19 protein-coding genes and 1 pseudogene are annotated in these 17,780 nt (G+C 70.6%); 13 read left to right on the forward strand and 7 right to left on the reverse strand.

The features are described 5' to 3' along the window. Positions 1 to 240: DUF397 domain-containing protein (locus ACSIH6_RS21465; protein ID WP_435110096.1), on the reverse strand; the 240-nt coding region annotated here is incomplete at its 3' end. Between the two features lie 2 nt (positions 241 to 242). Next, the gene (locus ACSIH6_RS21470; RefSeq protein ID WP_435110097.1) at positions 243 to 1,061 is read right to left on the reverse strand and encodes a helix-turn-helix domain-containing protein; all 819 of its coding nucleotides are present in this window, start codon (positions 1,059 to 1,061) and stop codon (positions 243 to 245) included. A gap of 214 nt (positions 1,062 to 1,275) precedes the next feature. Between ACSIH6_RS21470 and ACSIH6_RS21475 the strand changes: the two genes are divergently transcribed. After that, entirely contained in the window at positions 1,276 to 1,599 is a 324-nt protein-coding gene (locus ACSIH6_RS21475; RefSeq protein WP_435110098.1) for a hypothetical protein, read from the forward strand. Positions 1,600 to 1,728: 129 nt separating this feature from the next. Here ACSIH6_RS21475 and ACSIH6_RS21480 read toward each other — a convergent pair whose 3' ends face one another. Further along, positions 1,729 to 2,160, reverse strand: coding sequence for a hypothetical protein (locus tag ACSIH6_RS21480; RefSeq protein WP_435110099.1), 432 nt, complete (start codon positions 2,158 to 2,160; stop codon positions 1,729 to 1,731). A gap of 338 nt (positions 2,161 to 2,498) precedes the next feature. On the opposite strand from ACSIH6_RS21480, the pseudogene ACSIH6_RS21485 reads away from it, so the two are divergent. From ACSIH6_RS21485 to ACSIH6_RS21500, 4 genes and pseudogenes are all read left to right on the forward strand, one after another. Continuing rightward, positions 2,499 to 3,252, forward strand: a pseudogene (locus ACSIH6_RS21485) (class I SAM-dependent methyltransferase). Positions 3,253 to 3,325: 73 nt separating this feature from the next. After that, positions 3,326 to 3,628 carry a molecular chaperone GrpE gene (locus ACSIH6_RS21490; protein WP_435110100.1) on the forward strand — a complete coding sequence of 101 codons (303 nt, stop codon included), beginning with the start codon at positions 3,326 to 3,328 and terminating at the stop codon, positions 3,626 to 3,628. Further along, positions 3,628 to 3,948 (forward strand): type II toxin-antitoxin system PemK/MazF family toxin, encoded by a 321-nt coding sequence (locus tag ACSIH6_RS21495; RefSeq protein ID WP_435110101.1) that lies wholly within the window; start codon positions 3,628 to 3,630, stop codon positions 3,946 to 3,948. The genes ACSIH6_RS21490 and ACSIH6_RS21495 overlap by 1 nt, the downstream gene beginning before the upstream one ends. A gap of 8 nt (positions 3,949 to 3,956) precedes the next feature. Next, on the forward strand, positions 3,957 to 4,121 hold the full coding sequence (locus ACSIH6_RS21500) for a DoxX family protein (protein ID WP_435110102.1): 165 nt from the start codon (positions 3,957 to 3,959) through the stop codon (positions 4,119 to 4,121). Between the two features lie 54 nt (positions 4,122 to 4,175). Here the strand turns inward: ACSIH6_RS21500 and ACSIH6_RS21505 are convergent, their stop codons facing one another. After that, on the reverse strand, positions 4,176 to 4,976 hold the full coding sequence (locus ACSIH6_RS21505) for a TetR/AcrR family transcriptional regulator (protein WP_435110209.1): 801 nt from the start codon (positions 4,974 to 4,976) through the stop codon (positions 4,176 to 4,178). Between the two features lie 73 nt (positions 4,977 to 5,049). On the opposite strand from ACSIH6_RS21505, the gene ACSIH6_RS21510 reads away from it, so the two are divergent. From ACSIH6_RS21510 to ACSIH6_RS21520, 3 genes are all read left to right on the forward strand, one after another. Beyond that, a complete protein-coding gene (locus ACSIH6_RS21510; RefSeq protein WP_435110103.1) occupies positions 5,050 to 7,320 on the forward strand; it encodes an ATP-binding cassette domain-containing protein in 2,271 nt (756 codons plus the stop codon). A gap of 75 nt (positions 7,321 to 7,395) precedes the next feature. Further along, positions 7,396 to 8,013: an ABC transporter ATP-binding protein gene (locus ACSIH6_RS21515; RefSeq protein WP_435110104.1), complete on the forward strand. Its 618-nt coding sequence runs from the start codon at positions 7,396 to 7,398 to the stop codon at positions 8,011 to 8,013. 29 nt (positions 8,014 to 8,042) lie between these two features. Then, positions 8,043 to 9,515, forward strand: a complete 1,473-nt coding sequence (locus tag ACSIH6_RS21520; RefSeq protein WP_435110105.1) for a DUF6297 family protein — start codon at positions 8,043 to 8,045, stop codon at positions 9,513 to 9,515. 45 nt (positions 9,516 to 9,560) lie between these two features. On the opposite strand, the gene ACSIH6_RS21525 is transcribed toward ACSIH6_RS21520, so the two are convergent. Then, positions 9,561 to 10,574: a helix-turn-helix transcriptional regulator gene (locus ACSIH6_RS21525; protein WP_435110106.1), complete on the reverse strand. Its 1,014-nt coding sequence runs from the start codon at positions 10,572 to 10,574 to the stop codon at positions 9,561 to 9,563. A 62-nt stretch (positions 10,575 to 10,636) separates the two neighbouring features. On the opposite strand from ACSIH6_RS21525, the gene ACSIH6_RS21530 reads away from it, so the two are divergent. After that, the gene (locus tag ACSIH6_RS21530; RefSeq protein WP_435110107.1) at positions 10,637 to 11,230 is read left to right on the forward strand and encodes a DinB family protein; all 594 of its coding nucleotides are present in this window, start codon (positions 10,637 to 10,639) and stop codon (positions 11,228 to 11,230) included. Beyond that, positions 11,227 to 11,688: a VOC family protein gene (locus ACSIH6_RS21535; protein ID WP_435110108.1), complete on the forward strand. Its 462-nt coding sequence runs from the start codon at positions 11,227 to 11,229 to the stop codon at positions 11,686 to 11,688. The genes ACSIH6_RS21530 and ACSIH6_RS21535 overlap by 4 nt, the downstream gene beginning before the upstream one ends. 602 nt (positions 11,689 to 12,290) lie before the next feature. On the opposite strand, the gene ACSIH6_RS21540 is transcribed toward ACSIH6_RS21535, so the two are convergent. Continuing rightward, the gene (locus ACSIH6_RS21540) at positions 12,291 to 14,171 is read right to left on the reverse strand and encodes an ABC transporter ATP-binding protein (protein ID WP_435110210.1); all 1,881 of its coding nucleotides are present in this window, start codon (positions 14,169 to 14,171) and stop codon (positions 12,291 to 12,293) included. A gap of 65 nt (positions 14,172 to 14,236) precedes the next feature. Between ACSIH6_RS21540 and ACSIH6_RS21545 the strand changes: the two genes are divergently transcribed. After that, entirely contained in the window at positions 14,237 to 15,877 is a 1,641-nt protein-coding gene (locus tag ACSIH6_RS21545) for a recombinase family protein (protein ID WP_435110109.1), read from the forward strand. A 666-nt stretch (positions 15,878 to 16,543) separates the two neighbouring features. Here ACSIH6_RS21545 and ACSIH6_RS21550 read toward each other — a convergent pair. Further along, positions 16,544 to 17,044: a hypothetical protein gene (locus tag ACSIH6_RS21550; protein WP_435110110.1), complete on the reverse strand. Its 501-nt coding sequence runs from the start codon at positions 17,042 to 17,044 to the stop codon at positions 16,544 to 16,546. 185 nt (positions 17,045 to 17,229) lie between these two features. On the opposite strand from ACSIH6_RS21550, the gene ACSIH6_RS21555 reads away from it, so the two are divergent. After that, positions 17,230 to 17,454, forward strand: coding sequence for a helix-turn-helix domain-containing protein (locus ACSIH6_RS21555; RefSeq protein ID WP_435110111.1), 225 nt, complete (start codon positions 17,230 to 17,232; stop codon positions 17,452 to 17,454). Then, a complete protein-coding gene (locus tag ACSIH6_RS21560) occupies positions 17,451 to 17,711 on the forward strand; it encodes a hypothetical protein (protein ID WP_435110112.1) in 261 nt (86 codons plus the stop codon). Before ACSIH6_RS21555 ends, ACSIH6_RS21560 begins: the two co-directional genes overlap by 4 nt. Positions 17,712 to 17,780: the final 69 nt, after the last annotated feature.

A 17,780-nucleotide genomic window follows, 5' to 3' on the forward strand; every position in this document is an offset into this window, starting at 1 on the left:
GGCCTCGGTGGCCATGAGGCGCGCGAAGGCTGCCCACTCACCAGCACCGACAGGCAGGAAGCCCAGTTCAGGGTGCTTGGAATCGCGGATGGCTGCGCCGGTGGGCAGTTCGGCGACCTCAACGCAGTTTTCCCCGCTGGTGGAATAGGAGGACTTGCGGAAGGCGGGGGCCACCTGGGCGACCTCGACACAATTTTCCTGCGCCGTGGAGTAGGAGGACTTGTGGAACTCCAGCAACATGTTCAAGCTCGCTTGTCGTGTTCGGCGGCGATGGAACCGATGAGGTCCAGCGATCCCTGGGGGTCCAGCGCCAGGTTCTGGACGGCGTCGAAGATCAACGCGTGCTGATCGAAGTAGTCTGCGTCCTCAACGTACAGCGCCTCCACCACGGTGGGGATGGAGACTATGCCCGGTTCGGGCCTGGGGAAGTCGAACAGCGTAAAGGCACCGTCAACGGCGGGATGCGCCCCTGCCTCATCGGGGAGTACGAGCACGGACACCTTGTAGTGAGCGGCCATACCGATGAGGAAGCGCAGTTGCTCGGCCATGACGACGTGTGATCCCACAACCTTGCGCAGGGCCGGTTCGTCAATGACGGCGGTCAATCGAGGACCGCTCGGTGCGTCGAGGACGGCACGCCGCGCCATCCGAGATTCCACCTTGCGGTCGATCTGCTCCAGTGGAATGACCTGACCAGCCTTGAAAACCGCTGCCGCGTAGTTCGGAGTCTGCAACAAGCCGGGAACCACGACGGCCTCGTACGTCCGGATTCGGGCGGCTTCGGCCTCCAGGTCAGGCAGGGATCCCGGAAAAAGGTCAGCGTATTCATGCCAATCGCTGCGCCCGCGAGCTTCCTCGGTCAGACTGAGCAGGTGAGCGCGATCGTCCCCCTCCACCCCGTAGAGATCGAGCAGCGCCTCGACCTCGTCACGCCTGGGGAACTTCCACTCGTTGCGCTCAGCTCTGGTCAGCTTGGTCGCCGAGGACCAGCCCAGCCGCTTGGTCACCTCGGCCGCGGACATCCCGCTCGCGGCTCTGAGCCGCTTGAGCGCAGCGGACAACCGTCGCCGTCGAACTCCGGGCGAGTGCCCACCAGTCACGGAAACCCCTTCCAGGCAGAGTGTTCGTGCCTTGCTGATCGTAGCGGCGCACACCGCCGCAAATTTTTCGACTCGAACACAATAACTCCTTACGATTGTGCCTGAACACATAGATACTGGAGTCGGTAGCGCACCCCTGCCGGGTGCCGCCTCCTCTACGTAGGGAGAAGACTCCATGGCGTCATCAACGGTGTTCAGCAGTGAGCTGTACACGGAGGTCGTGCAGGTGATCCGGGGCGGTGAGCCCGACGAGGACGGCATGCCGCTGGCCGGTCGCGTCTCGCCCTTCACCCCGACCTACAACGAGCGTTCCTGTGCCTGCACCTGCGCTCCGCTGCCGTACGGCTTCTGGGAGGCTATCGACCGACTCGACCCCTACGCCCACGACAGCGGGATCTGGCTTCGGGTCCTGGGAGAGGAAGACGCCGAGAACAGCCCGCCGCTGCCGGAGGGGGCCACGCTCATCGAGACGAGGCGGGTGAGCTACAGCCTCACATGAGACCCGGCGCCCCTGTGAGTCGGCGGCACCACCGCGCACGGTGGTGCCGCCCGTTCGCACGGTCGCACACGGTCGGTCGGAACTGCCGCGACCGCGATCGCCCCTGGCGGACCTGACTCCGGACCGGAATCAGGGATGAGGGGACCGCCGTAGTTTGGCCAACTCCTCCTCGTCGAAGTCCCCGGCGAAGCTCGGGACGGTCGAGGCGGCCCCGACCTCGGGCGAGGCCAGTTCGGGGTCGTCGTTCTGGAGGGCGAACGCCGGGGCCCAGCGGGCCGCGTGGTCCAGGGCGTCCACCACGGAGTGGAAGTACAGGTGCTGTCCGAAACCGCCGTGGGCGATGTGCATGAAGAAGGTCGTGCCGTCGACGCCGCTGAACAGCTGGGCGTAGGAGGACGAGCAGGGACCGCCGTACTCGGCGAACGGACGCTGGTTGAACCCGGCGCGGGCGACGCAGTCCGTCCAGTCCTCCTCGACGGTCTGGGTGTCGCACGCTTCGTCGACGGGGTCGGGTCCCGGCGCCCACGCGCCGTCCCGGTAGTGCAGTGCGGTGGTGGTCATGGGGGCCATGCTCGCAGGTGGACCCGGGTCGCGGGCGGAGTTGGCGGTATTGGCCGGACCCGGACGACCGCCTAAGTCCGAGGAGGGCCCGGTGTACTTCGTCCCGCCCCGCCGGACCGAGGCCCACGCCTTCTACACCCGGCGCGGCTACACCGCCTCGGGGGTGCGGCTCTCGAAGACCCTGTAGCGCCGATCGACCGGTTGTGGCAGGGGCTCCGACTGGCAGCGCCGGACCCGACACCGTGAGAACGGAGCGGTGCCATCGCACGGTTGCGCTGCGTGTTCGCGGTCACGCGAAACCCGGTGACGGCGGGGGAGCGGTCGGCCACAATGGCCCGATGGTCGACCGACACTTCTCCAACCCGGACATGGCCGCGCTCTACGACTACTTCAACTTCTGGCGGTGCTCATCCCAGGACGACTTCTACCTCGACCTGGTCATGGACGCCCGCTCCGTCCTGGACGTGGGCTGCGGAACGGGCAAGCTCCATCGGGTGGCGCGCGAGCGCGGCCACACCGGGCGCCTGGTCGGCCTCGACCCGGCCGACGCGATGCTGGAGGTCGGGCGGCGCGACCGCGACGACGTCGAGTGGACCCTCGGAGACCTGGTCCACGGCCCCTACGACGGAGAGGCTGGCGGTCCCTACGAGGACGAGTTCGACCTGGTCGTCATGACCGGCCACGCCTTCCAGGTGTTCCTCACCGACGACGAGGTGCGGGAGTTCCTGGCCGCCGTGCGCCGCGCCCTGACCGATGACGGCCGGTTCGTGTTCGAGACCCGCAACCCGGCCGTGCGGGGCTGGGAGGCGTGGAACCCCGAACGGGTGCGCACCGTGGACGGCCCCGGAGGGCGTAGGGCCACCTGTGTCCACCGGCTGGAGAGCGTGGAGGGCGATCTCCTCCGACTACCGCGTCGAGGGCTGGGACAGGCCTGGGAGCAGTCGCAGCACGCTGCGCTTCCTGGACGCCGACGCCCTGAACGGCTTCCTGGCCGAGGCCGGGCTGGAGGTGAGCGCGCAGTACGGCTACTGGGACCGCAGCCCGCTCACCGACGCGAGCGCGGAGATCATCACCTTCGCCCGTCCTCGGTGATCAGCGTCCGTCCCGGAGACTTCTGCCGCGAATCCCTGCCATCTGCATCACTTTCTGCCGCATAATGTGAGTCATGGAAACCAAGAAGAGGAAGTCCGTGCCGGTGCGGGCGAACGCCGCCTGCCTGGCGGAGCGGATCCAACACCCCGAGACCCCCGAGCGCCGTGCCGTCTCCGGTCTCGTGGGCGGGCTGCCCGAAGGCGAGCTGTCGGAGAGCACGGCCCTGGCGGCCCTGCTGGAGGCCGGTCGGACCGCTGTGGCACAAGAGGTCCTGGCCCAGGAGTACGCGGCCATGGCCCAGGAGGACACCAGAGAGGACAGGGAGGCCAGAGCGGCCATGCGCGGTCGTGTCAGCCGCCGCCAGCAGGCCGACTGATGGCGCCGCTGGTTCCGGTGCGAGGCCGGGTCTACGCCGCCGACATCGGCTTCGGGCGCAAACCCTGGGTGGTCGTGTCCAACAACCACCGCAACCGGGCGCTGGGGGACTGCCTGGCAGTACGGCTGACCACGACACCGCGCACTCCCACCACCACGATCGTGGCGTTGGGACCCGCCGATCGCCCCTTCGTCGGACGGGTCATGTGCGACGACGTCACCCTGCTGGACGGCGAGGATCTCATCGAGGACCAGGGAGCGCTCAGCTTCGCGACCATGACCTGCGTGGCGAACGGGCTCCGGGCGGCGCTGGGCCTGTGAGGCCGCCAGTGCGCCCACAGCCACCGGCCGAGCGGCTCCCTGGCGGGGGAATCGGCCTGGTCCTGTACTTCATCGGGGCCGTCGTCACGGTGGTCCGGGCGCGCTCCTACGCGCACATCCCGTTCCCGCTGGTGTACGCGGCACCGGTGGCCGCCTCCCTGGTGGTTCTCTGACCCCAACCGCGCCGGTCGTTCCGTCCGCCCACCGGGGACGGGCGGCCGGCGCGCTCACCCGCGCGGGCCGAGGCTGGCCTGGAGCCCGTCCAGCAGCGCGTTGAGCCCGAACAGGAAGGTCTCCCACGCCTCCTGTTCCAGGTAGGGCTCGCTCTGGTCCTCGTTGTCGAAGGCGCCCTGGCCCGACAGCAGGGTCAGTACGGGGAAGCGCTCGCCGAAGTCCGGGGCGACCCGGTCCAGCTGCGCCGAGCGCTCGTACCACCACGCGTCCTCGGCCACGCCCGTGACCTCCGGGGCGCGGCGCGACTCCGAGGCGATCTGCACGGGCCCGCGCACGAGGGTGAACAGGTTGCCGTAGGCGCTGCGGATCTGCGTGGGGCCCAGCCCGGCGCGGTGCAGCACCGCGGCCAGCGACTCGAACAGCCGGTACTCGTTGGGGCCCAGCACCGGGCGGGCTTGGGAGACCTCCAGGGTCCAGGGGTGGCTCAGGTAGAAGTCCCACAGCCGGGTGGCCCAGGATGTCGTAGCCGTGCGCCAGTCTGGTTCGGCGTCGGCCTCGGCGGCGTCGGCCAGTTCCGCGAAGACGTGGTCGTACATCAGCTCCACGAGTTCGTTCTTACTGGCCACGTACGTGTACAGCGACATGGCGGTGCGCCCCAGGCGCTGGCCCACCGCGCGCATGGACAGCGCCTGCATCCCCTCGGCGTCGGCGAGGGCGATGGCGGTCTCCACCACCAGGTCCACGCTGAGTTCGGGCTTGGGGCCGGGGGCGGTCCGGGCGCTGTCCCCGCCGCGGGACCGCCACAGCAGCTCCATGGTGCGACGGGCGTCACCCTGCCCGGCGTAGACCACCACTTGCATCTCCTTACGCTATAAACTAACGTTCTCCAGCCATCAGCTTACGCCATAAGGACTCCTGAGGAGCAGTGTGTCTTCCCACCCCACCACAGCGGACACCCACGACACCATCCAGGTCCGAGGAGCCCGGGAGAACAACCTCGCCGACGTCTCGGTGGACATCCCCAAACGGAGGCTGAGCGTCTTCACCGGCCTGTCCGGCTCGGGCAAGTCCTCCCTGGTCTTCGGGACGATCGCCGCCGAGTCCCAGCGCCTGATCAACGAGACCTACACGACCTTCGTCCAGTCGTTCATGCCCAGCCTGGGGCGGCCCGACGTGGACAGCCTGCGCAACCTCAGCGCGGCGATCATCGTCGACCAGGAGCGGATGGGCGCCAACTCCCGCTCCACCGTCGGCACCGCCACCGACGCCGCCGCCATGCTGCGGATCGTCTTCAGCCGGGTCGGCACCCCGCGCCTGGAGCCCTCCAGCGCCTTCAGCTTCAACAACTCCGAGGGCATGTGCGGCGAGTGCGAGGGCCTGGGGCGCACCAACCAGATCGACGTGGACGAGCTGGTCGACCGCGACCTGTCGCTCAACGAGGGCGCGATCACCGTCCCCGGCTACGGGGTGGGCAGCTGGTACTGGCAGGTGTTCGTCAACTCGGGCCTGCTGGACGCCGACAAGAAGGTGGCCGACTACACCGACCAGGAGCGGCACACCCTGCTGCACCTGCCCGTCACCAAGGTCAAGGTGGGCACCAACTCCTTCTCCTACGAGGGGCTGGTCCCCAAGATCAGGCGCACCTACCTGGCCAAGGACCGCGAGAAGATGCAGACGGCCGTGCGCGCCTTCGCCGACCGCGCGGTGACCTTCTCCACCTGCCCCGAGTGCGAGGGCGCCCGCCTCAACGCCCGGGCCCGGTCGGTCAAGGTCGCCGGGCGCACCATCACCGAGTGCTCGGCCATGCAGGTGGACGAGCTGGCCGGGTTCGTGCGCTCCCTGGACGAGCCCTCGGTCAAGCCCCTGCTGGACAACCTCGGCCACACCCTGGAGTCCCTGGTGCAGGTGGGCCTGGGCTACCTGAGCCTGGACCGGGAGTCGGGCACGCTCTCGGGCGGGGAGGCGCAGCGGGTCAAGATGGTGCGCCACCTGGGCTCCAGCCTCAGCGACGTGACCTACGTCTTCGACGAGCCGACCGTGGGCCTGCACCCGCACGACATCGAGCGGATGAACAACCTGCTGCTGAGCCTGCGCGACAAGGGCAACACGGTGCTGGTGGTCGAGCACAAGCCCGAGACGATCGCCATCGCCGACCACGTCGTGGACCTGGGGCCCGGCGCCGGGCCCTCGGGCGGGCGCGTCACCTACACCGGGGACGTGGCCGGACTGCGGGCCTCGGGCACGCTCACCGGCGACCACCTGGACCATCGGGCCACCCTGCGCGAGCGGGTGCGCGCGCCCCGGGGACACATCTCCATCACCGGCGCGAACTCGCACAACCTGAAGAACGTCAGCGTGGACATCCCGACCGGGGTGCTCACGGTGGTCACCGGTGTGGCGGGCTCGGGCAAGAGCTCGCTCATCCACGGCGCCCTGCCCGGACGCGAGGGCGTGGTGGTGGTCGACCAGTCGGCGATCAAGGGGTCGCGGCGCTCCAACCCGGCCACCTACACCGGGCTGCTGGACCCGATCCGCACCGCCTTCGCCCGCGCCAACGACGTCAAGGCGTCGCTGTTCAGCGCCAACTCCGAGGGCGCCTGCCCCGAGTGCAAGGGCGCCGGGGTCATCTACACCGACCTGGCGATGATGGCCGGGGTCTCCTCGCCCTGCGAGCACTGCGAGGGCAAGCGGTTCCGGGCCGAGGTGCTCACGCACAAGCTGCGCGGCAAGGACATCAGCGAGGTGCTGGCGATGTCGGTGGTGGAGGCGCGGGAGTTCTTCCCCGGCGGCAACGCCCGCACCATCCTGGACCGGCTGCACGACGTGGGCCTGGGCTACCTGGGTCTGGGCCAGCCGCTGACCACCCTGTCGGGCGGTGAGCGCCAGCGCCTGAAGCTGGCGATCAACATGGCCCGCGACGGGGCGGTGTACGTGATGGACGAGCCGACCACCGGCCTGCACCTGGCCGACGTGGACCGGCTGCTGGCGCTGCTGGACCGGCTGGTGGACGACGGCAACACGGTGGTGGTGATCGAGCACCACCAGGCGGTGATGGCGCACGCCGACCACGTCATCGACCTGGGGCCGGGCGCCGGGCACGACGGCGGCCGGGTCGTGTTCGAGGGCAGCCCCGCCCAGCTGGTGGCGGAGGGCGACACCCTCACCGCCCGCCACCTGCGGGCCTACCTGGGGCACTGACCGCCCACGCTGACAAGCGCCCGTCCCGGCCAGGCCCGTGCCTGGACGGGCGGGCCCGAGCCCTACGCTGGGCCGGTGAGCGAACCGATCATCGTGGCCCGTGGCGTGGACGTGGAGCTGGGCGGCGTCCCGGTCCTGCGCGGAGTCGACCTCACGGTCGCGCCCGGGGAGGTGGTCGCGGTGCTCGGCGCCAACGGCGTCGGCAAGACCACCCTGCTGCGCTGCCTCGCGGGGCTCCAGCGGACCTCGGGTGACGTCAGCGTGCTGGGCCGTCCTCCCGTGGACGAACCGGGGTTCTGGCGCGAGGTCGCCCTGGTCGGGGACGAGCCCACCTGGTACCCGGGGCTGACCGTGCGGGAGCACCTGGAGCTGATGCGCGCCGTGCACGGCCCCGGACGGCTGGAGGTGGCGGCGGCCGTGGAGCTGTTCGAGCTGTCCGGCTGCGCCGACCGGGCCCCGTCCTCGCTGTCGACCGGGCAGCGCCAGCGGCTGTCCCTGGCCATGGCGCTGCTGCGGCCGAGCCGGTTGCTGCTGCTGGACGAACCCGAACGCGGGCTCGACGCCGCCTTCCGGGGACGGCTCGCGGGGCTGCTCGCCGAGTACGCAGCGGACGGCGGCACCGTGGTGATGGTGACGCACGACCCGCGGTTCGCCGAGGACGCCCGCCACGTCGCCCTGGAGGCCGCCGCGTGAACGGGGCGGCCCAGGTAGGAGCGACGCGGGTGGGGGCGGCACAGGTCCGGGCGTTCGTGCGGGCCCGGAACCGTCGACACCGCAGCTGGTCCGACCGCTACGTCATCCTGCTGGCCCTGGGACTGTTGGTGGTGACGGTGTCCCCGCTGATCGGCCGCGCCGTCTCGGCCGTGCCCAGCGAGGTCGACCCGGCGCGGGCGGGTGCGGGCCTGGCCCTGGTCGCGCTGCTGCTGGCGGCCTCCCTGACACTTGCGCGCGCGGTCGGGCCGGTGGCGGTGTCGGCGGCGGACGCGGCGTGGCTGGTGCTCTCGCCGCTGCCGCGCCGCGGCGTGCTGGCCCCCGCGCTGCTGGCCCTGGCCCTGGTGGGCGCCGCTGTCGGCGCGGTTCTCGGCCTGGCGCTGCTGAGCGCGCTCGGCGCACCCGACGCGCTGGCGCTCCGGCTGCTGGCGGCCGTGGTGCTGGGTGTGTCGTGGACGCTGGGCGGAACGGCGACGGCCGTGCTGGCGCAGGCGGCGCAGCCCTGGGACGACCGGCTGGTCGCGTTGCTCGTCGCCCTCGTGGTCGCGGCGGCCGCCGTGTCGGTGATGGGCGCGGGCCCGGGGCGGGGGGTGCTCGTGGGCGTCGCGTCGGCTCCCGTGTCGGCGTGGGTCGGGGCGGCGTCCGCGTCGGCCGCGGTGGCCGCCGCTCTGGCGTGGCGGGCCTGGACGGCCCTGGCGCGCATCCCGGCCCGCGCGGTCCTGGAGGCCTCGTCCCGGGCGGAACTCGCGGCGGGCGCGCTCCTGGTCATGGACCCGGGCTCGCTGACCTGGATCGCCGAGGACGCGCACTGGCGCTCACGCGTGCTGCGCTCGCGCGCCTGGCCGTCGCGGCTGCGCGGTGCGGCCGCGGTGGCCTGGCTGGACTGGCGGCGGTTGGCGCGACGGCCGGGACTCCTGGCACTGGTGGCTGCGACGACCGTCCTGCCCCTGCTGGCCGCGCGGGCGGGAACCGGAGCGGTGGGGGCGTTGGCCGTGCTCGCCGTGGGCGCGTTGGCGGTCGCCGCGACGGGCACCGCGGGGGCGCGCCGGGATGCCGGGGACGCGGCGCTGGCGCGGTTGCTGGGCACCGGTCCGCGCGCGCTCCTGGCGGCACGGGCGGTGCTGCCCGCCCTGCTCGGCGGCCTCTGGCTGACCCTCGCGCTGGCCGGGCTGGACCTCGCGGGCACCGGCGGCCTCCTCTGGCCGCTCGGGCCGCTGTGCGCTCCGGCGCTGGCGGCGGGGGCGCTGCGGCTGGCCCGGCGCCGCCCCGTCGAGCACACGATGCCCGTCATGGACACGCCCCTGGGCCCGGTGCCGCTGGGACCGGTGGTGTGGGCGCTGACCGGCGCCGACGTCGCCGTGCTCGGCTGCCTGCCCGCGCTTTTGGCGTTCGCCACCGGGGTGACCGGGCCGCTGCTCGCGGCGCAGGCGCTGTGGGGCGCGGCGGTGCTGGCGGCCTACTGCGCCGCCCCGAGGCGCGCGTAGGAACGTGGAGCCAGGGCACGGGCCGCTCAGTTCACGGCCGACCGCTCAGGGTTCGGGTTCCTCACTGTCCAGCTCGGCGGGGGCCGCCGCACCGGCCGACAGCAGTCCTCGCGCCAGCACACGGCAGCGCCTCGCCAGTTCCGGCGGGTCGAGCACCTCGAAGTCGTGTCCCAGCAGGAGCACGTGCATGAGCACGAAGTCGAGGTCGTGGGCGCCGCTGAGCACCTCGCAGCGCCCTCTGCCCCGCCCCCGCACGACCGCCGCCGACGCGGGGATCTGCGTGCGCACCGTCTCAGCTGACGCGTGCACGAGGAAGCGCGCCTGGCGCGGGTAGACCCGGCTGGCCACGCCCTCCTGCACGTACGCCGCCGCGTCGGGGGCCGCGCGCGGGTGAAAGCGCCAGGTCCGCGCGACCACACCGCTCATCCGGTCGACGCGGAAGCTGCGCCAGTCGTCGCGGTCGAGGTCGAAGGCGAGCAGGTACCAGCGCCGTTCGGAGGCGACCAGGCGGTGGGGCTCGACCCGCCGCCGTCGCACCCCGCTCCTGGACGGGTAGTCGAAACCGGCCTCGACCTCGTCGCGGCAGGCCCTGGCCAGCGTCATGAGCACCTCGGGGTCGACCGGCGTGCGGCCCGAGCCGAAGGACTCCACCGAGCCGGAGAGCGCGCGCACCTCGTCGCGCAACCGGGTGGGCAGCACCCGGTCGAGCTTGGTCAGCGCCCGCAGCGCGGCGTCACCCGCGCCGCCGTCCACTCCGTCCGCGCCACCCGCTCCGGCGAGCAGCGAGACCACGGTGGCGATCGCCTCCTCGTCGTCCAGGAGCAGCGGCGGCAGATCCTGGCCCGGGCCGAGCTGGTAGCCGCCGCCGACCCCCTGGCTGGCGTGCACCGGATAGCCGAGCGCGCGCAGCCGGTCGACGTCGCGCCGTACCGTGCGCGGCGTGACCCCGAGCCGGTCGGCGAGTTCGGGGCCGGTCCAGACCCGGCGCCGCTGCAACAGCCCGAGCAGCGTGAGCACCCGTTCCGTCGTACCGCGTTCGTCGCCGCCTGCCGTGTCCATGCGTTCCACCCTGCCAGAGATAGCGGACCGATCCTGTCCGCCAGGGGTGCCAGGGTGGCGCCATGAGCACAACAGAACCCGACTGGAACCAGACCCTGCGCGAGCAGTGGGAGTTCCACTGGAACCACCACATCCGGCCCCACTTCGAGGGCCTCACCGACGACGAGTACTTCTGGTCGCCGGTACCGGACTCCCGCTCCTGGAACGTGCGGCCGCGCGGCAGCTCGACGGCGCCCGTGCAGGGCGGTTCGGGGGACTTCACGATCGACTTCGCCTTCCCGGAGCCGGACCCCGCGCCCTTCACCACGATCGCCTGGCGGCTCGGCCACGTCATCGTCGGCGTGCTCGCCATGCGCAACGCGTCGCACTTCGGCGCACCGGCGGCCTCGTACGAGACGTGGGAGTACGCCGGAAGCGCGGCGGACGCGCTCGACCAGCTCGAAACCCAGGTCGACGTGTGGCTTGCCGGGGTGCGGGGCCTGGACGCGGCCGCGCTGCGGACCCCGGTCGGTGACAAGGAGCCCTACCCCGAGGCGCCCATGGCGGACCTGGTACTGCACATCCACCGGGAGCTGATCCATCATCTGTCCGAGGTCTGCCTGCTGCGCGACCTCTACCTGCACACGGCAGCCGCCGAGAACGGAGCGAACCGATGAGCCCCGACGTCCAGGTCACCTTCGACGCCCACGACCCTCGGGCGCTGTCGTCCTTCTGGCGCGACGTGCTGGGCTACGTCCACCCCGGACCGCCCGGGGCCGACCTGCCCGAGGGCGCCGACCCGCTGGCCGCGTGGGACGCCTTCCTGGCGCAGGTCGGCGTACCGGAGGACCAGCGCAACACGAGGTCGGCCATCGAGGATCCCGAGGGGAACGGCCCACGGCTGTTCTTCCAGCGGGTGCCGGAGGACAAGGTCGCCAAGAACCGCCTCCACCTCGACGTCCGCGCGGCTCCCGGGCTGCTGGGGGAGGAGCGGATGGCGGCGCTGGAGGCCGAGTGCGCACGGCTCCTCGCGCTGGGGGCGACGCGGGTGCGCCGCTACGAGCCCGAGCCGCCGATGGAGACCGGCTTCATCGTGATGGCCGACCCCGAGGGCAACGAGTTCTGCCTGGACTGATGCGGTCCGGCCGTGGTCGTGGTGCCCATGTCCCCCGGGACGCGGGCACCCTCGTTCGTCCCCGCGGTGCTATCCGCAGGCCACGCGGGAGGAGTCCCCGATCGCCCTCGGCGGCTCCTCCCCGTCCGAGGAGAGCATGTGTCCTCGACGACTTCCAGGGCCAGCTGTCACCAGCGGGTGACGTGCCAGGCGGTGCCGGCAGTGGTGCGCTCGTCGCCGTGCACGCTCCGGAGGAGGGAACAGGGACGGGCCCCGGTGCGGGTGGGCGCCGGAGCGGTGGTCGTGCGCGACCTGCCCGCCAACGTGGTGGCCGTCGGCAACCCGGCCCGCGTGGTGCGCCACATCTGATGTGCCCCGGCCTGGGGGCGGTCCCGGGCCGTCGCTGAGAGCCGCCGCGACCAGAGCGTCGCGGCACCGTACGAGCTGATCGGGAAGTCCGAACCGGTGTCCTGACCAGTGCAAACGAAAAACCGTCCCCCGGTGTGGCGCCACCGGGGGACGGGGTCTGTGGCGGCGGCGCGGTCCCTCTCGGGTGCGCCCGCCCGGGGTGCGGGGAAGGCTCCGGGCGGAGCCCTCCCCGCGGCTTTCCCAGAGCACCTTTCCTAGGGCACCGCCTGTCCGGCCGGGACCGCCGCGGAGTCGTCGGCGACGTCGTCCGCGGAGTCGTCGGTGGCGAACTGGGTCCGGTACAGCTCGGCGTAGCGGCCGCCCCGGGCCAGCAGTTCGGTGTGGGTACCGCGCTCCACGATCCGTCCGGCCTCCACGACCAGGATGGCGTCGGCGGCGCGGACGGTGGAGAGCCGGTGGGCGATGACCAGCGCGGTCCGTCCCTCCAGGGCCTCGGCCAGGGCGGCCTGCACCGCCGCCTCGGAGGTGGAGTCCAGGGCCGAGGTGGCCTCGTCGAGGATGACCACCTCGGGTCCGGCCACCAGCAGGCGGGCGATGGTCAGGCGCTGGCGCTCGCCTCCGGAGAAGCGGTACCCGCGCTCGCCGACCACCGTGTCCAGCCCGTCGGGCAGGGCGGCGACGAGCTGGTCCAGGCGGGCGCGGCGCAGCGCGTCCCACAGCTCCTCCTCCGTGGCCTCCGGCCGGGCCAGCGACAGGTTGGCGCGCACGGTCTCGTGGAACAGGTGCCCGTCCTGGGTGACCATGCCCAAGGTGGCGCGCACCGACGCGAAGGACAGGTCGCGCACGTCCGTCCCCGCCAGGCGCACGGCGCCGGAGTCCACGTCGTACAGGCGCGGGGTCAGCTGGGCGATGGTGGACTTGCCCGCGCCGGAGGAGCCCACCAGGGCGACCGTCTGCCCGGGTTCGATCCGGAAGGACACTCCGTGCAGGACCTCGCGCTGCTCGGCGGTGTCCAAGGCGGCGACCTCCTCCAGGGAGGCCAGCGACACCCTGTCCGCGGAGGGGTAGGCGAAGGAGACGTCGTCGAACTCCACCGACACCGGCCCGGCGGGGACCTCGCGGGCCTCCTCCCGCTCCTCCACCAGGGGCCGCAGGTCCAGGATCTCGAAGACCCGGCTGAAGCTGACCAGGGCGCTCATCACCTCCACCCGGGCGCTGGCCAGGGAGGTGAGCGGGGCGTACAGGCGGGTGAGGAGCATGCCCATGGACACCACGGTGCCCGCGTCCAGGCGGCCGGTCAGGGCGTAGAACCCGCCCAGGCCGTAGACCAGGGCCAGGGCGAGCGCGGAGACCAGGGTCAGGGCGGTGAAGAAGACCTCCTGGACCATCGCGGTGCGCACGCCGATGTCGCGGACCCGTCCGGCGCGGCGGGCGAACTCGGCCGACTCCTCCTCGGGGCGGCCGAAGAGCTTGACCAGGGTGGCGCCGGGCGCGGAGAAGCGCTCGGTCATCTGGGTGCCCATGGCGGCGTTGTGGACGGTGCGTTCGCGCTCGATCCTGGCCAGGCGCGCGCCCATGCGGCGGGCGGGCACCACGAACAGCGGCAGCAACACGAGCGCGAGCAGGGTGATCTGCCAGGACAGGACGAGCATGACGCCCAGGGCCAGGACCAGGGTGACCAGGTTGCTGAGCACTCCGGAGAGCACGTCGCTGAAGGCGCGCTGGGCGCCGATGACGTCGTTGTTGAGGCGGCTGACCAGGGCGCCGGTGCGGGTGCGGGTGAAGAAGGCGACCGGCATGCGCTGGACGTGGTCGTAGACGGTGGTGCGCAGGTCCAGGATGAGCCCCTCGCCGACCCGGGAGGAGAGCCAGCGCACCACCAGCCCCAGAGCGGCTTCGAGGACCGCGACGGCGGCGATGAGCCCGGCCAGGAACAGCACGGGTTCCAGCGGGCCGCCGTCGGTGATGGTGGTGACGACCCGTCCGGCCAGGAGCGGGGAGGCCACGGTCAGGACGGCGGTGACCACGCTCAGGGCCGCGAACCAGGCCAGCTGGCGCGTGTGTGGCCGGGCGAAGGAGGCGATCCGGCGCAGGACGGGCAGGGAGAAGGGACGCTGGTCCTCGCGGGCGTGCATCGCGTGGTACATCGAGTTCCACGACACTATTACATAGACCACGCTCTCCTGTCTATGATATCTGCATGGCAGACCACCCACATCTCACCGATCGTAGTCCGCGCGTCACCCTGTACGCCCGGGTATCCAGCGACCGCCGCAAGCACGGACGGCAGAGGTCCGTGGACACGCAGCTCGCCATCGGACGGAAGGTCGCCACAGACCACGTCTGGAACGTCGTGGGCCAGTACGCCGACAACGACCGCAGCGCGTCCGGGTACGCCTCCCGGGAGCGCGAAGACTGGCCCAAAGTCGAAGCGGACATCTCTGCTGGGCGCACCGACATCCTGTGGGCAGTCGAGATCAGCCGAGGCACCCGCGACCTGGAGGTGTGGGCCAAGCTCGCAAAGGCCTGCAAGGAAAAAGGCGTCCTCATCGCCCTCGAGGAAGACGTGTGGGACCCGCGCAAGCCCTCCCACATGAAACACCTCAACCAGCAGATGATCGACGCGGTCTTCGAATCCGACCGGACGCATGAGCGAGTCAACCGCGACACCACAGCGAACGCCGAACGCGGCGGCGTACACGGGCACTGGGGATACGGGTTCCGCCATCAGTACGACCCCGAAACCGGCGAGCTGCTGCACAGGGTCGTCTACGAGCCCGAAGCGAAGTACGTGCGGGAGATGGCACAGCGCTACCTGTCCGGATGGGGCCTCAAAACCATCGCAGTGGACCTCAACGAACGCCAAGTGCCAACCGCGACCGGCCGGGTGGCTGGCGCCCCAGTCCTGGACGAGGACGGCAACCCGGTGGTGGACGAGCGCACCGGCAGGCCTCAGCGCGAAGCGGGGTGGCGCTACCAAGTTGTCAAGCAGCTGCTGCTGCGGGCCTCGCTGATCGGGAAACGGTCCCACAGGGGCAAGATTGTTCTGGATCGGGGCGGCCACGATCCAATCTTCGACGGCACCGAGGTCGAGGGGGTGGTGCTGGACGAAGCGGCCTGGTGGCAGATGCGTAAGAAGCTTCTGGCCTCGGCTCCGTCGGCATCAGAGTCCGGGCTGAACAGCTTGTCTCGGGGAGCGCCCAAGGTAACGAAGCCGCGGGATGGCTCCGCGAAGAGGCTTCTGGGTGGGATCGGCCAGTGCGGAGTGTGCGGAGCATGGGTGTACCCCAACCCCAACAAGAAGTCGCCACATGGGTGGGCGTATCGGTGCGTGGGGCTGTACCAGGGGGCCAAGGCGGCGTGCGTTTCCCGCACAGGGGCGTTCTTGGACGAGGCAGTGGAGGCGCTGGTCGTAGCTCGGTTCTCCCGGCCTGATGCGTTGGATGCGTTTCGGGCCCACAGTAGGTCGTCGGATCAGGTGGCTGCGGCGAAAGCCCGCAAGGCCGCGTTGGACGCGGAGATGGATGAGCTGGTCGCAGATGTGGCTGCGGGGCGGGTGTCGCGTCGGCTCGCGGCTGCTGACGAGGCTCGGATAGAAGCCGAGTTGAGCAAGGCCGCGCAGGAGATGCGGCCGGAGATGATTGAGCCGCTGGCGGTGGAGCTAGCGGACCCGGACCCGTTGGTGGTGCTGCGCACGTGGCGGGATTGGGAAGTACAGCAGAAGCGTCGTGCTTTGCGGGTGCTGACGTCCAAGGTCGTGGTGCCGCGTGTGGGGCCGGGTCGGCGGAACATCCCGCCTCAGAAGTATGTGCACATCACGTGGGTGGGCGACGAGCCCTGACACAACAACGCCCCGGGGGGAAGACCGGGGCCTCGTGTTGAGCGGGGGATGTGTGGGGTGCCCTGTGGGATTGGAAGAGCAGGGCGTCACACCGTAGTAGGGGATGCAGGGGTTAGGCGTACCTGGCGCCGGGGATCCGGAGAGGGGCCGGGACGGTGTCAGGCGTGCACGGGGTGGTCAGGAGGTCGGGTGCGTGCCGGAGCAGGAAGCCGATGGGGTCGCGAAGGAAGAATCTCACCGATGCGGGGTCGGTGGGGAATCGGAATCCTCCGATCCACGTAGAGGCTTCCTCGTGGCGGAGCTTTGGGGCTATCTCCTGGACGACCTGTGGGGCGGCTGAGCCGGGGTGGATGCGTAGTGCGGTCCATTCGGTGTGGCGGATGAGGGCTGTGACGGCCACTGTGGGCCTGGGGACGTCTCCGATCTCTACGTAGGTGCATCGGGTGATGGGACTTGCGTATGCGTGTGCGTGCGCGGTCAAGGTAGAGCACTCCCCCTCTACCGGCCGGGTTTCCGGCGCTCCCTTGCGTCGGGTTACGGCCGGTCCTTGACTTTACTTTTGAGGTACGTGGTGCCACAAGTCCGGGTATTCCCTCTACTGGGTAAAATAACGGAGCGCGACTATCAAAGTCGCGCTCTGTAGTCACCTGTGGGCATGCGTGTGCGCTATCTGCGTACCCGCCGCCTCTCCATCGCCCTGGTGGTCGCGCGGTACTGATCGAGCAGGTCACGCAGGTCGTCGACTACCTCTGCTGGCTCCTCGTCGGCACCGAAGGTGTACTCGACACTCAGTGGTCCGTCGTCGAGGCGGTAGAGGCGTCCGCGTTCCGTCTGCCGCCACCGGAGTAGCTCGCTGTCCTGGAGCGGGGATTCCGGGGCTCGCACCTCGCCGTCCCATGTGGAAGCGGATGCCGTGAGGGGGTCGACATCCGCTTCCAGGTCGATGGGGTCGGTGCCGTCGAGGACACGGGTGACGCTTCCGGGCTTCCAGTTCATGAAGCGCTCGATGCCGGACGCGGTCTCGTCGGAGATGCGGATGCCCTTGCGGGCTTCCAGGAGCGTTGTCTGTGTGACGCCGACGGTGTCGGCTACGTCCCTCCAGCGGAGGCCACGATCGAGTCGCCTCCTGTCGATCAGCGCGTCTAGGCGCTGGGCAGTCTGGTTCATGCTGTGCAGTATTTCAGCTCAGTTCAGATCTGTACAGACGACAGCGGTCACTGTCTGAGATCAGAAGTAAACCGAACACGCGTCCGAGCGTCCACCAGGAACTATGCCTGGCTCGCTTGGAAAGATCTTCACCGTGCACGTGCATAGCCCTTGAGATCTGAACAGATCTGAACTAGCTTGGTCGCATGCCCCAACGCTTCAACGCCGAGAAGGCACGCAGACGCCGCTACGAGCTCGGGCTCACCCTCGCGGCACTTGCCGATCTGGCCGGGGTGTCCGTGAGCCACCTCAGTCAGATCGAAAACGAGCTCTACCAGCCCAGTCCCACAACTTTCGCTCCGATCGCAAGGGCGCTGGAGCTGGACGCGGAGGAGCTGTGGATCAGCTCCGAGGAAGGAGACGCGGCGTGAGCATCACCCAACGCCTCATCGAGGACCCCAAGATCGCCGAGCGCATCCGCGACCTGGTCGAGAAGACCGGCATCCCTCTGGAGCAGTACGTGGCGTGGCTGGAGTCCGACCCGCCCCCCGGGATCGACCGTGACACGTGGACGCACGCTCTGGCCGATGCGGCGAAGGCTCCGCCGATCTCTGCGGAAGCGCTGGAAGCGCTACGGCGGATGGTCGCGCCGACTCTCCACGCGAAGCGCGCTGACCGCGCTGCTTGACCCCATGAAAAGACCCCCACCAGGAGCTGACCCCGGTGAGGGCAATGGCACCCCAACTGAAAGGAAGTA

It is taken from the genome of Nocardiopsis synnemataformans (assembly GCF_965343085.1).
GTDB classification, from domain to species: Bacteria; Actinomycetota; Actinomycetes; order Streptosporangiales; family Streptosporangiaceae; genus Nocardiopsis; species Nocardiopsis alborubida.

Coding starts and splice junctions, on each gene's coding strand:
- ACSIH6_RS21475 (WP_435110098.1), top strand. CDS start 1,276: ATGGCGTCATCAACGGTGTTCAGCAGTGAGCTGTACACGGAGGTCGTG.
- ACSIH6_RS21480 (WP_435110099.1), bottom strand. CDS start 2,160: ATGACCACCACCGCACTGCACTACCGGGACGGCGCGTGGGCGCCGGGA.
- ACSIH6_RS21490 (WP_435110100.1), top strand. CDS start 3,326: ATGGAAACCAAGAAGAGGAAGTCCGTGCCGGTGCGGGCGAACGCCGCC.
- ACSIH6_RS21495 (WP_435110101.1), top strand. CDS start 3,628: ATGGCGCCGCTGGTTCCGGTGCGAGGCCGGGTCTACGCCGCCGACATC.
- ACSIH6_RS21525 (WP_435110106.1), bottom strand. CDS start 10,574: ATGGACACGGCAGGCGGCGACGAACGCGGTACGACGGAACGGGTGCTC.
- ACSIH6_RS21530 (WP_435110107.1), top strand. CDS start 10,637: ATGAGCACAACAGAACCCGACTGGAACCAGACCCTGCGCGAGCAGTGG.
- ACSIH6_RS21535 (WP_435110108.1), top strand. CDS start 11,227: ATGAGCCCCGACGTCCAGGTCACCTTCGACGCCCACGACCCTCGGGCG.
- ACSIH6_RS21540 (WP_435110210.1), bottom strand. CDS start 14,171: ATGCACGCCCGCGAGGACCAGCGTCCCTTCTCCCTGCCCGTCCTGCGC.
- ACSIH6_RS21545 (WP_435110109.1), top strand. CDS start 14,237: ATGGCAGACCACCCACATCTCACCGATCGTAGTCCGCGCGTCACCCTG.
- ACSIH6_RS21550 (WP_435110110.1), bottom strand. CDS start 17,044: ATGAACCAGACTGCCCAGCGCCTAGACGCGCTGATCGACAGGAGGCGA.
- ACSIH6_RS21555 (WP_435110111.1), top strand. CDS start 17,230: ATGCCCCAACGCTTCAACGCCGAGAAGGCACGCAGACGCCGCTACGAG.